10 protein-coding genes are annotated in these 13459 nt (G+C 63.9%); all 10 read right to left on the reverse strand.

From position 1 onward, the window contains the following. Positions 1-19 precede the first annotated feature (19 nt). Positions 20-1105, reverse strand: coding sequence for a branched-chain amino acid ABC transporter permease (locus JQ621_RS24135; protein WP_212237256.1), 1086 nt, complete (start codon positions 1103-1105; stop codon positions 20-22). Then, positions 1102-2112: a branched-chain amino acid ABC transporter permease gene (locus JQ621_RS24140; protein WP_212237258.1), complete on the reverse strand. Its 1011-nt coding sequence runs from the start codon at positions 2110-2112 to the stop codon at positions 1102-1104. Before JQ621_RS24140 ends, JQ621_RS24135 begins: the two co-directional genes overlap by 4 nt. Next, entirely contained in the window at positions 2109-2831 is a 723-nt protein-coding gene (locus JQ621_RS24145) for an ABC transporter ATP-binding protein (RefSeq protein WP_212237260.1), read from the reverse strand. The genes JQ621_RS24140 and JQ621_RS24145 overlap by 4 nt, the downstream gene beginning before the upstream one ends. Then, a complete protein-coding gene (locus JQ621_RS24150) occupies positions 2828-3604 on the reverse strand; it encodes an ABC transporter ATP-binding protein (protein WP_212237262.1) in 777 nt (258 codons plus the stop codon). Before JQ621_RS24150 ends, JQ621_RS24145 begins: the two co-directional genes overlap by 4 nt. 165 nt (positions 3605-3769) lie before the next feature. Next, positions 3770-4954 carry a substrate-binding domain-containing protein gene (locus tag JQ621_RS24155; RefSeq protein ID WP_212237276.1) on the reverse strand — a complete coding sequence of 395 codons (1185 nt, stop codon included), beginning with the start codon at positions 4952-4954 and terminating at the stop codon, positions 3770-3772. A 104-nt stretch (positions 4955-5058) separates the two neighbouring features. Continuing rightward, positions 5059-7104, reverse strand: a complete 2046-nt coding sequence (locus tag JQ621_RS24160; protein WP_212237278.1) for an acyl CoA:acetate/3-ketoacid CoA transferase — start codon at positions 7102-7104, stop codon at positions 5059-5061. Positions 7105-7209: 105 nt separating this feature from the next. Continuing rightward, positions 7210-8520, reverse strand: coding sequence for an MFS transporter (locus JQ621_RS24165; protein WP_249125522.1), 1311 nt, complete (start codon positions 8518-8520; stop codon positions 7210-7212). Between the two features lie 195 nt (positions 8521-8715). Further along, entirely contained in the window at positions 8716-10158 is a 1443-nt protein-coding gene (locus JQ621_RS24170) for a sigma-54 interaction domain-containing protein (protein WP_212237290.1), read from the reverse strand. A 291-nt stretch (positions 10159-10449) separates the two neighbouring features. Continuing rightward, positions 10450-12186 carry a putative bifunctional diguanylate cyclase/phosphodiesterase gene (locus JQ621_RS24175; protein ID WP_212237292.1) on the reverse strand — a complete coding sequence of 579 codons (1737 nt, stop codon included), beginning with the start codon at positions 12184-12186 and terminating at the stop codon, positions 10450-10452. A 293-nt stretch (positions 12187-12479) separates the two neighbouring features. After that, on the reverse strand, positions 12480-13445 hold the full coding sequence (locus tag JQ621_RS24180) for a sensor histidine kinase (RefSeq protein WP_212237294.1): 966 nt from the start codon (positions 13443-13445) through the stop codon (positions 12480-12482). Positions 13446-13459: the final 14 nt, after the last annotated feature.

Genomic DNA, 13459 nt, shown 5'->3' on the forward strand with positions numbered 1-13459 from the left:
CTGCATCGTTAACGAACGCTTAATGCGAAGCGCCGGCGCTCCTCTCGCCACCGCGCTGGCGCAGCCGTCCGACCACACCGGTCGGGAAGAAATAGACGCTGGCGATGAACAGCAGCCCGAGCCAGAGCAGCCAGCGGTCGGGATGCAGCAGCCCCGGCAGCAGCGGCAGGCCGGCCTCGCTTGCAGCCTTGGAGGCGACGCCCATCAGCGACTGCAGATAGTTCTGGGCGAGGATGAAGATCGTGGCGCCGATGATCGCGCCATAGATCGTGCCCATGCCGCCGATCACGACCATCAAGAGAATATCCAGCATGATGGAGAAGCTGAGCGATGTGTCCGGGCCGGCATAGCGCAGCCACAGCGCATTGAGAATGCCGGCGCTGGCGGCGACCAGGGCCGCGAGGCAGTTCGCGTAAGTGAGATGAAAGACGGTGCGGAAGCCGAGCGCCTCGGCGCGAAAGCGGTTCTCGCGGATCGCCTGCAGCACGCGGCCGAACGGCGAGTTCACCACGCGCAGCAGCGCGAGGATCATCAGGGCCGAGATCGCGAACACCAGATAGAAGGTCAGGATACGGCCGTTGATCTCGAAGCCGAGCAGGTTCCTGGAGATCAGCACCGTGCCGGGGCGCAGCAGCCCCGGCAGCTGGAAGCTGCGCCCGTCCTCGCCCCCCGTGAGCCACGAAAGCTGCGAAGCCAGCACCTGGAAGGCGGAGGCGACCGCCAGCGTGATCATCGCGAAGAAGATCGCGGCCACCCGCAGCGAGAACAGGCCGATCGCAAGCGCCAGCAGCGCGGCGAGCGGCAGGCCGACGACGATGCCGGTTGCGACCGCGGCCCAGTTCGGGCCCATGCCGTACAGCGCGATCGCGATCGCGTAGCTGCCGATGCCGTAGAACATCGTGTGCGCGAACGACACCGTGCCGGTATAGCCGAGCAGCAGATCGTAGGACGCGACCAAGGCGGCAAAGACGCAGATCTTGGCCGCGACGTTCAGTGCTTTTGCTCCCGGAAACAGGAACGGCGTCGCCGCCAGCGCCAGGATGATGACGACGAGAATGAGCGTGAGCACGCGGCTCTTCGGCGGATCGCCTGACAGGATCATCATCGGCTGGTCACCGCATAGAGGCCGCGCGGCCGCCACATCAGAATGGCCACCATCAGCAGGATATTGGAAACGAGAGCGAGTTTCGGCACCAGGAAGCCGCCGTAATTGGCGATCATCGCCACCAGGATCGCGCCGATGAAGCAGCCGCCGATCGATCCAAGCCCGCCGATGATGACCACGACGAAGATCAACACCGTGAGCTCGTCGCTCATGGAGGCATGGACCTGCTCGCGATAGAGCGCCCACATCACGCCGCCGAGGCCGGCCAGCGCCGATCCCGTCATGAACACGCCGAGGAACAGCCGGCGGATGCGATAGCCGAGCGCCTCGACCATCTCGCGGTTCTCGACGCCGGCGCGGATCAGGAGGCCGAGCTTGGTGCGGTTGAGCACGAGCTGGATCGCGACGAAGACCGCGAGCCCGATCAGCGTCGCCAGCACGCGGTACTTGGCGATCGCAACGTCGCCGAAGATGAAGGAGCCGCGCAGCGACGATGGCAGTGGCATGGGAATGATCTGCGGTCCCCACAGCGCGTACAGCGTCTGCTCCGCGACGATGAGCCCGCCCGTCGTCATCAGGATCTGCTTCAGATGCTGGCCGTACACCGGCAGGATCAGCACGCGCTCGACGACGAGGCCGAGCGCGCCCGAGACCGCCATCGACAGCAGCGCCGCCGGCGCCAACACTGCGAGATTGACCCAGAGCGAATCCGCCTGAACGGAAGCTGCGAACGGCGCGAACACAAGCGTCGCGACATAGGCACCGACCGCGATGAAGGCGCCGTGGCCGAAATTCAACACGTCCATCAGGCCGAACACCAGCGTCAGGCCGGAGGCCATGATGAAGATCATCATGCCCATGGCAAGGCTCGCCGCGGTCAGCGTCAGCCAGGTCGAGGGCGATCCGACCAGCGGAATCATGACAAGCGCGAGTGCGATCGGCAGCAGGACCGGCGCGAAGTCGCGCTTCGGCTTGGGCAGCGGATCGGATGCGGCGAGCTCAGTCACTGATGTGCCTCCAGGCTCAGGCCCAGCAGCCGCTCCTGCAGCGGCACGTCGGCGGCGAGATCAGCCATCTCGCCGCGATGAACGATGGTGCCGTTGTCCATGACCAGCACGCTATCGCCGAGCTCGCGCGCGGCAAAGAAATTCTGTTCGACGAGGAGAATGGTCGCGCCCTTGCGCTTGATCTCCTTCAGGCACTCGATCAGCGCCATCACGATCGCGGGCGCGAGACCCTTGGTCGGCTCGTCGATCAGCAGCAGCTTGCGCGGTTCGATGATCGCGCGCGCGATCGACAGCATCTGCTTCTGCCCGCCGGAGAGGCTACCCGCGCGCGACAGCCAGAACCGGCGCAGCGCCGGGAAGAAGCCGAAAATCCATTCCAGCTGCGTGTCGTCCATCGCCGCGTCGCGCGCGGCGAGGATGAGATTTTCCTTCACCGTGAGGTCGGAAAACACGGCCATGCTTTCGGGCACATAGCCGACGCCGAGTCTCGCGATGTCGGGCGTGGCCAGGCTCTCGATGCGCATCCCACCGAGTGTGATCTCGCCGGAGGAGGCCTGCCACAGCCCCATGATGGTCCGCAGCGTCGTGGTCTTGCCGGCGCCGTTGCGCCCGAGCAGCATCGTCACCTGCCCTTGCGGGACGGCGAGGTCTATGCCCTGGAGAATGTGATAGCGGCCGATATGGGTGTGCACGCCCGAGAGCTTGAGAAGATCGGTCATGCTGCGCCCTCGGCAACCGTCTTGGGGGCAACGCCGAGATAGGCCTCCTGCACGATCGGCGAAGCGATCACGTCGGCCGGCGGGCCGTCGGCGACGAGTTGGCCGTTATGCAGCACGATGATGCGATCGGCGAGCGAGCGCACCACGTCCATCTTGTGCTCGACGAGCAGGATGATCTTGCTCTTGTCCTGCTTGAGCTGCGCGATGAGATTCAGCACGACGGGCACTTCGTCGATGCTCATGCCGGCGGTCGGCTCGTCGAACATGAACACCTTGGGCTCCAGCGCGATCATCAGCGCGACCTCGAGCTTGCGCTGGTCGCCATGCGACAGCGCCGTCGCGGCGACGCTGCGGCGGTTGCCCAGCGCGACCTGATCGAGGATGGCATCTGCGCGTGCGATCAGGTCGCGGCGGACCATCCAGGGCCGCAGCATGTCGTAATGGGTGCCGCTGGCTGCTTGCACGGCGAGCCGGACGTTCTCCTCCACAGTCAGGTTCGGAAAGAGATTTGTCAGTTGGAACGCCCGTCCTAGTCCCGCACGGGTGCGCAGCGGCGCGGAATGCCCCGTGATATCGGTGCCGTCGAACAGGATGCTGCCGCTCGACGCGCGCAGCTGTCCCGAGATCAGGTTGAAATAGGTGGTCTTGCCGGCGCCGTTCGGACCGACGATGGCGGTGAGTTCGCCGGGGCGGAACGTGCAGGTGACGTTGTTGACGGCGACATGGCCGCCGAAGCGGATGGTGAGGTCGCGGGTCTCGAGGGTCAGGGCCATGGCAGTCTGGCGAATGAGGGTTGCGATGTATCTACGATCACACTGCGCTCCCTACCCCGCTTGCGGGGGAGGGGTGGGGAGGGTGTTTCCGCAGGCGAGGACCCCCAAGAGGTGAGAGCCCTCTCCCGGCCTCTCCCGCAAGCGGGAGAGGTGAAGGGAGGAGGATCAGCGCTTGTTCTTGATCGGAACGTCCATGTCCTCGATCTTCAGCTCGCGCACCGGTTCGAGCACGGCCCAGGCGACGTTCGGATCGACCTTGACCTTGAAGTGATACATGCTCTGCAGCGCCTGGTGGTCCTCCTTGCGGAACACCATCTTGCCTTTCGGCGTATCGAACTCCATGCCTTCCATCGCCGTGATCAGCTTCTCGGTGTCGGTCGACTTCGCCTTGGTGACGGCGGTGACGACGGACATCGCGGCGGCAAAGCCGCCGGCGGTGAAGAAGTCCGGCGGCGCGTTGAAGCGCTTCTGGTGCTCGGCGACGAGCCAGTCGTTCACCGGATTCTTCGGGATGTCGTAGTAGTAATAGGTCGCGCCTTCCATGCCCGGCAGGCTCTTATAGGCCGCGAGCGCCGGCAGGATGTTGCCGCCGGTCGAAAGCTCGATGCCGTAGCGCTTCGGATCCATGTCCTGCAGCTTGGCGAGCGGATTGCCGGCGCCGGCCCAGATCACCCAGATCACCTTGCGGCCGGGCTTGTCCTTCAGCGCATCAAACAGGCGCTGGCCGACCGCGGTGAAGTCCGTGGTGCTGGTTGGAGCATATTCTTCCGCGCCAAGCGTCGCGCCGGTCTTGGCGAGCGCTTCCTTGAAGGCCGCAACGCCGTCGCGGCCGAAAGCGTAGTCCTGGGCAAGCGTCGCAACGGTCACACCCTGCTTGCCGATCGCGACCGCGTTCGAGATCGCGTCCTGCGACGAATTGCGCGCGGTGCGGAAGATATAGCGATTCCACTTCTCGCCGGTAATCTGGTCCGCCACCGCTGGCTCGACGATCAGGATCTTCTTGTTCTCTTCTGCAACGGGAAGAATGGCGAGCGCTGCGGCCGACGATGTCGTGCCGATGGCGATGTCGACCTTGTCGTCCTGATAGGCTTCGGCGAGCGCCGCCTTCGAGAGGTCCGGCTTGCCCTGGTCGTCCTTGGTGATGATGACGATCTTGCGACCGTCGATCGTCATCGTGCCCTTGGTGGCGTATTCGAAGCCCATCTGCAGGCCGGTCTCGGTCTGCTTGGCATAGGCTTCAAGCGGGCCGGTCTTGCCGTAGATCAGCCCGATCTTGAGGTCGTCGGCGTGCGCGGAGGTGACCGCGGCCAAAGCGAGAATGGTTGTTGTTATGACGAGTGATCGACGCACGATGGTCCCTCCTGACTTCATTTGTTGGGCAATAGCGATTTGCACAGCCTGACGAACATTGCAATTCGACCTTACGGCTGAGGCTGCTGCCCGCAAGCTCTGCATCATTTTTGACCTTGCCGGGCCGTGAGCCGCGAGCCGTCACTCGCGCCACCTGCCTCGATCTGCCAGTCCGACCGCGCCTCTTCCGCACTCTCGAAGATGTGCGGCGCGACGCCGCGCCGCTCGAGCGCCTCGCCGAGCTTGATGCGCAGGAAGCCCGACGTGGTGTAACGCGACACGCCGGAATAAAAGCGGTCGACCAGGCTGCGCACCATGGCCGAGTAATCGTCCAGCAGCTCCGGCACGATCGAGAAGTTGTCATAATTGACGATGGCGTAGACCTTGCGGCCGAGCGTGCTGAGCCTGGCCTCGACGATGCGCGCGATGGCGTCGATCTCGGCCTTGCTGCGCAAGGGATAGCGCTCCAGATTGACGAAGAACAGGTTTTGTTGCTCGTCGAGCGTGAAACGCTGGTCGAGCGGGATGGTCAGCAGCCGCTCGCGCAAATCCATCGGGACGTCGCGGAAGATGCGTGCATCCATCAGGCTGGGATCGCGCGGGATCAGCGGCCTGAAATCCATCAGGCTCAGGATGTCGCGTTCGATGTCGATGCCGGGCGCGACCTCGGTGAGCTCGAGCCCGTCGGGCCGCAGCGTCAACACGCAGCGCTCGGTGACATAGAGCACGCGCTGCCCGCGCGCCGCGGCGAAGGGACCGCTGAAGGTGACGTGCTCAACCTTCTCGACGAATTTGCGGGATTTCGCTTCCTCGACAATGGCGAGCTGTCCGTCGTTGACCGCGATACGCTGCCTGCCGGCGGCAAAGGTGCCGACGAACACCACCTCCTTGGCATTCTGGCTGATGTTGATGAAGCCGCCCGCGCCGGCAAGCTTCGGCCCGAACTTGCTGACATTGAGATTGCCGGTGCGATCGACCTGCGCGAGCCCGAGGAAGGCGGCATCCAGCCCGCCGCCGTCATAGAAGTCGAACTGATAGGGCTGGTCGATCACCGCCTGGGTGTTGATCGCCGCGCCGAAATCGATGCCGCTTGCGGGGATGCCGCCGATCACGCCGGGTTCGGCGGTCAGCGTGATCAGGTCGATGATGCGCTCTTCATTGGCAACGGAGGCGATCCCCTCGGGCATGCCGATGCCGAGATTGACGACGCTGTTGGCTTTCAGCTCGAAGGCGGCGCGTCGTGCGATGATCTTGCGCTCGCTCAGCGGCATTACCGGCAGCGACGTCGTACGCACACGGATCTCGCTGGAATAGGCAGGGTTATATTGCGTGCCAAAGGTCTGCCAGTGATGTTCGGGCTTGGCCACGACCACGCAATCGACGAGCACGCCGGGAATCTTGACCTGGCGCGGATTGAGGCTGCCGCTCTCGGCGACGCGCTCGACCTGGGCGATGACGATGCCGCCGGAATTATGCGCGGCCATGGCAATCGCCAGCGCCTCCAGCGTCAGCGCTTCCTTCTCCATGGTCAGATTGCCGTCGGGATCACCGGTGGTGGCGCGGATGATCCCGACATTGATCGGGAACGTGCGATAGAGCAGGCATTCCTCGCCGCGCAGCGTGATCAGCTCCACCATGTCCTCGGTGGTACGCGCGTTCAGCTTGCCACCGCCGTGCCTGGGGTCGACGAAGGTGCCCATGCCGACGCGGGTAACATGGCCCGGTCGATGTGCCGCGATGTCGCGGAACAGATGCGTGATCACGCCCTGCGGCAGATTATAGGCTTCGATCTGGCCAGCGATCGCGAGCTGCTGAAGCTTGGGCGCGAGGCCCCAGTGCCCGCCGATCACGCGGCGGACCAGGCCCTCATGCGCGAAATGATTGAGGCCACGATGCTTGCCGTCGCCCTGGCCTGCGGCATAGACCAGCGTCAGATTGCGCGGCTTGCCTTGCGTATAGGGCGCATCGCCCTCGTTCGCCAGATACAGCTCCTCCAGCGCGATTGCGATCTCCTCGGCAAAACCGATGCCGACGAAGCCGCCGGTCGCGACCGTGTCGCCGTCGCGGATCAGCATGACGGCTTCAGTCGCCGTGACGATCTTGCCTTTTTCTGAATGGGGCAAATAGGGCAGTGCCGGGTGCTGGCTCACGGCGTTCCTCCCGATCCCTGGACCAAAGGCTGTTATCGTTGTTGCGTCGATCTTAGCGCGAGGAGCGGCCCTGCAACAGGCGGCTCCTCGCGGCGCGTCAGGAGTTTAAGCCTGAACTATCTTGCGTGTTTCGGTGGCGAAGTAGACCGACACGATGGTGATGATCGCGAGCGCGATCATGTAGAGCGAGATCGGCCAGGTCGCCGGCGCGTAAGCCGTCATCAGGCCCGTCGCGATCAACGGCGACAGCGCGCCGGCGAAGATCGAGGCGAGGTTGTAGCCGAGCGAGACGCCGCTATAGCGCACCTTGGTGCCGAACAGCTCCGACAGGAAGCTTGCCTGCGGGCCGTACATCGCCGCATGTCCGACCGCGAGGCCGAGCACGATCGCGATCCAGGCGTATTGCGGGTTCTTGGTCGCCAGCAGCATGAACAGCGGGAACGACATCAGCGCGGAAAACACCGCGCCGAAAATGTAGACCGGCCGGCGCCCGACCTTGTCGGACAGTGCGCCGAAGGCGGGAATGGTGAAGGTCTCGATCGCGGCTCCGATCAGCACGCCGTTCAGCATGTCTTGCTTGTTCATGCCGAGCGATTGCGTGGCATAGGCGAGCACGAAGGTCGCGTAGATGTAGAAGAAGCCGTTTTCCGCAAAGCGCGCGCCCATCGCCAGCAGGATGTTCTTGGGATACATCCTGATCGCCTCGAGGATCGGCATCCTCACTTCCTGCTTGGTATCCTTGACCTTCTGGAATTCCGGCGATTCGGCGATGGTGAAGCGGATCCACAAGCCGACCAGAACCAGCGCGATCGAGAACAGGAACGGAATGCGCCAGCCCCAGGCATAGAGCTGGGCGTCTGATAGTGTCGAGGACACCACCGTGAACACCAGCGTGCCGAGCACGAGGCCGAGCGGCGCGCCAAGCTGCGGCCAGCTGCCGTAAAAGCCCTTCTTGTCCTCGGGCGCATGTTCGACCGCCATCAGCACCGCGCCGCCCCATTCACCGCCGAGGCCAAAACCCTGGACCAGGCGGCAGGTGACGAGCAGGATCGCGGCCCAGACGCCGGCGGTCTCATAGGTCGGAAGGAATCCGATCGCGGCCGTCGCGGCGCCCATGATCAGCAGCGTGAGATAAAGCATGGTCTTGCGGCCGATCTTGTCGCCGTAGTGGCCGAACACGACGCCGCCGAGCGGACGCGCGATGAAGCCGAGCGCATAGGTGGCGAAGGCCAGCAGCGTTCCGATCATCGGGTCGAAGGTCGGAAAGAACAGCTTGTTGAAGATCAGCGCCGCAGCGGTGCCGTAGAGAAAGAAGTCGTACCACTCGATGGCCGTGCCGATCAGGCTCGCGGTGGCGACCGTGACGTGTGAGGGGTGTCGGGCCTGAACCTGATTGACGGTGATCGCTCCACTCATCTGGCGTTCTCCCTGGTTGCGAATGCGCATGTGCAGCATGCGTCATTGTGCAAAGCGAAGAGCAAGCTCCGCGCCAGATGCCGCAGGTTTGCGCAAGATGGCGGAAAATCCATCAGTTTCAGTGTGGGCGGCGCCGCCAAAGCGCCATGCGCCATGTCGGGAATCCGAGACTCCGGACATGCGATGTCTCGAAACTCAGACGGATGCGGCGCCCGAGGCGAGGCCAAACTTGGCGAGCTTCTTGTAGAAGGTCGCGCGCGAGATCTGGAGCATCTTGGCGGCTTCCGAGATCTGGCCGTTGCTGGCGGCAAGCGCCTGCTCCAGCGTGTGCTTCTCGAACTCGGCTTCGGCTTCTGCATAGGGCAGGACCAGACCGGTCGGCCGCAATGGTGCCGCGGGTATCATCTCTGCGCTCACGGGGAGAATGCGATCGAAGTCGTCGCTGGTGAGGCGTCCCGAATCGCTCAGGATCAGCGCCCGTTCCAGGATGTTGCGCAGCTCGCGGACATTGCCGGGCCAGCCGTACCGCGCAAGCGCAGTCAGGCCGCTGGGCGTGATCCTGGCATTGAGATAGTCGCCGGATGCGCTGATGTCTTCGAGCAGCCGGCCGCAGATCTCCGGCAAGTCGTCCAGGCAGTCACGCAGCGGCGGCAGCACAATCGAGAGCACGTTGAGCCGGTAGTAGAGATCGGCCCGGAACCTCCCCTCGCTGACCCGCTTGTGCAGGTCGACATTGGTGGCAGCAATCACGCGCACGTCGACCTTGGTGACCTTGTCGGAGCCGAGCGGCTCGATTTCCCGCTCCTGCAGAACGCGCAGCAGCTTGGCCTGCAATTGCAGCGGCATCTCGCCGATCTCGTCGAGAAACAGCGTGCCGCCGTCGGCCACCCGGAATTTTCCTTCGCGGCCCTTGCGGTCCGCGCCGGTGTAGGCGCCCGGTGCCGCACCGAAGAACTCCGATTCGATCAGCGTATCCGGGATCGCCGCGACGTTGACGCTCACGAAAGGCTTTTCGGCGCGCGCGGATGCATTGTGGATCGCCTGCGCCAGCATTTCCTTGCCGGTGCCGGTCTCGCCGGTAAGCAGGACGGTGACGCTTTGGCGCGCTGCGCGGCCCGCGAGCTTCTTGGCCTGCGCGATGCCTGCGGTGTTGCCGACATAGTCCTCGAAGGTGAAGCGCGCGGCGCGCGCGTGCGACAATTGTCGTCGCGCCAGCCGCAGGTCGTTCTCGAGCTGCGCGACGCGACCGAGCAGCGGCTTCAGGCCTTCGAGGCGATCATAGAGCACGAAGCCGATCGCACCGATGATGTTCCCCTTCTCGTCCTCGATCGGCATGCGGGTGACGACCAGTTGCTGACCGCCGAGCTCCATGATGTCGAGGATGATCGGCTCGCCCGTTTCCACGACCCTGCGCATCAGGCTGTTGGGGATGACCTCCTCGATCGGGCGGCCGAGCGCCTCGGATTCATGCGAGAGGCCAATCGCGGTCACGTATTTCTCGTTGACATAGACCACGCGCCCGCTGCGATCGATCGCTATGGCGCCTTCGCACAGATGCTCCAACCGCTCGAACAGTGTCTCCATCGCGCGGGCGCGGATATAGGCGGGATCACTGACGACGGGGGAGGTGTGGGACATGGCGCGCCTCGAGGAGGTCCGCCTGTGTATTACCAAAAAGGCAGCGATTTCAAAGGGGGAATTGGTGCGAAGGGGTTAACGCCGGCGTCCGGTTGCGCGCACGATCTAACCCCCGTCATCCTGAGGTGCCGGAGCCTTGCGGCGCAATCGCGCCGCTGGGCGGAGGCCTCGAAGGATGAACGGCCCGGCTGGCAGATCGGCCGTACATCCTTCGAGGCTCCCCATGCGCCGCGTTGCGTCGCATGGCTCGCACCTCAGGATGACGGAACTATCACGTAACTCTAATAGAGATTACCGCCGATACCCGGTTGCCCGCGAATAGCCCTGGCGGTTCTGCTGCGCGGGGCGGGCGGAGACGGTGCCGCGGGATTCGCTCGAGGCGGGGGTGGCGAGCTTCAGCTCCTCCAGGAAGATCGGCCGCGCGAAATAATAGCCCTGCGCGTAGCGGATCTTGGTTGCGGCCTGGAGATAGGCGAGTTCCTCGTAGGATTCGATGCCCTCGGCGATGACGGTCATGCCGAGCGCTTCGCTTAAGGATTCGATCGCGCGCAGGATGCCCTGGCTGCGCGGCCGTTTATGGATGTCGGTGATGAAGGAGCGGTCGATCTTGATCTCGTCGGCGGTGATGTCGGCGAGCGCCGACAGCGACGAATAGCCGGTGCCGAAATCGTCGATCGAGATGCCGACACCCAGCTTGCGGAACATCGGCAGGATTTCGGCCTGAAAATGATTCTTGGCGACGAAGGCGTCTTCCGTCACCTCGATCATGAAGCGCTGGGGAAAGCCGGTATCCTCGAGCGCCTGCGCGAATGTTCGCATGAATTCGGGATTGCCCGCCTGCTTGGCGGCGACGTTGATGCTGATGGTGGCTTCGGCGCCAAACGTGTCGTTGATCGGGTCGATCGACTTGACGATCTCCGCGAGAACGAGATGCGTCAGCTCGTCGATCAGCCCAAGCTCGCCCGCGAGGTTGATGAACGAGCCCGGCGCCTGGATCACGCCCTCGTCGTCGCGCAGGCGCACCAGGGCCTCGATGCCCTTCACGGCCTGGGTGCGGATGTCGACCTTGGACTGGAAGGCGCAGCAGAAACGCTTTTCGAGGATGGCCATCCGCAGCGACTGCTCGATCTTCATCCGCGCCAAGGCCTCGCGCTCCATGCCTGCATCGAAAAAGGCGGCGGTGCCCTTGCCATTGTTCTTGATGCGGTACATCGCGATGTCGGCGTTCTGGCGCAGCGTCTCGAAGCTGCGGCCATGATCGGGATAGAGGCTGACGCCGACCGAGGTGGAGACGAACACTTCCGAATTGTCGATGAAGAACGGCGCGGTCAGCCGCTCCAGTGTCGACCGCATGAATTCGGCCACTTCCTCCTGGCTCTGGATCGGCGACAGCAGCAGCAGGAATTCGTCGCCGGAGATGCGCGACAGCATGTCGGACTCGCGCAGGTCGCGCCCGAGCCGCTTCGACAGCTCGACCAGCAGCGCATCGCCGACGGCATGACCGTAGTAGTCGTTGATGTGCTTGAAATTGTCGACGTCGAGAAAGGCCAGCGCAAAACGCTCGCCGGCGCGACCGGGCGCCAGCAGGCTGTTGGCGCGATGCTCGATCACGCGCCGTGAGGGCAGGTTGGTCAGTTCGTCGAAATAGGCCGAACGAAACAGCTGATCCTCGAAATTCTTCTGCTCGGTGATATCGGCGGATGCCGATATCAACAGCTCGCGTCCGGCGAGCCGGACCGGCCGATGGGTGGTCAGCAGCACCTGGCGCGCGGCGCCGTCCTGGATCGCTTCTTCGGAGACGACAGCTTGTCCGGCCCTGAGCGCGCGCTCGCATGCATCGCGGCGCTGCGCGAGATCCGGCGAAGGACGGCTGCCGTCCATGCCGAGCTGGGCTGCGGCGACATCGTTAACCAGCAGAAGCTTGCCTTGAGCGTCCTGCACGGTCAGGCCGGCAGGCAGCATTCTAACGATTTCCTTGAGAAATCCGAGTTCGGCTTCGCTCGCGCCGGAATATTTGTTGTCATTCATAGAAGTCATGAATCTTGTTGTTTCAGCGCGCCTTTGCAATGGGCGCGATCATGCGCGGTTCCCTCTTAGCTTTGGTTAAGGGGTCCGAAGAAATACGGGGATGTTTTGCGAGAAACATGTCGCGATGCGGAGCGCGCCGCCGATCGTCATTAACAGAAGGTCAACGGCGCCGGCGAATGCGCGGGCGGAATGCGCGGTTCACTTTCGGTTGCAGCGCGCCTCACCGCGCGATGGCTTTGATGAAAATCGGCGCGAGCCTCGATCGGCACCTCTCCCCGTCGGGGAGAGGTGACTCATTCACTCCGGGGAATGCGGCACTGCATGATGCAATGCAATCCGGTCTTCAGATAGGAAATCTCGGTCTTGCCGTCGAAGGCCGACAGCGCCGACTTCAGGAGCTTGGTGCCGAAGCCGGGCTCGGAGATGTCGCCGACAGTCGGTCCCTCGGTTTCGTCCCATGTGACGGTCAGGCGATCGTCGGTGACGGCCCATGACACCTGCAACAATCCGCGCGGTGAGGAGAACGCGCCGTATTTGCCGGCATTGGTGGCGAGCTCATGAAACATCAGAGACAGCGTCACTGCGAGCTTCGGCGGCAGGAACAGCCGATCGCCATTGAGCGTGAAGCGGACATGGCCGTAAGGGCCGAGTTCGGAAATCAGCAGATCGCGGATGTCGCATCCGGCCTTGTCGATCCGCGAGATCAGATCGTCGGTCGCGGCCAGCGAGCGCAGGCGCGGGTCGATCCGGGCCCAGACCTGTGGCTGATCGTGCAGCACCTGGTGCAGCACGGCGTGCACGGTCGATAGCTTGTTCTTGAGCCGGTGCTGGAGCTCGTCGACCAGCACCTTGCGATAGTCTTCCTCTTCAATCAGGCGCCTGGAGATCCGGCGCTGCTCCGCCAGCATCGTGCGGTAATGCTCGACGCCCCAGATGGTGAGCGCGCAGACGCCCCAATAAAGGGTCAGCAAGGCAAACCGTGCGCGATCGGCAGACAGATGGTCGAAATTCACGACGACGCCGAGCACGCCGCCGACAAGCGCCGTCACGACGCCGACCCGAAGCCCGCCGAAGGCGGCTGCAAAGAACACGGCAGGAAAGTACGGCGTGAAATAGACGTCGGGGCGCACATGCGCGAGCCCCCAGCGCGCGAGGGTCGAGAGCAGCAGGCAAGCCACCGCGAACGCAATGCTCAGGCCGAGCGATGGCGGCGCCACGCCCTGCCAGCCCTTGCGGAATTCGTCGATCAGCTTCCCCATGCCAAAGTCATCGT

It is taken from the genome of Bradyrhizobium manausense (assembly GCF_018129685.1).
In the GTDB taxonomy this organism is placed as follows: domain Bacteria; phylum Pseudomonadota; class Alphaproteobacteria; order Rhizobiales; family Xanthobacteraceae; genus Bradyrhizobium; species Bradyrhizobium manausense_D.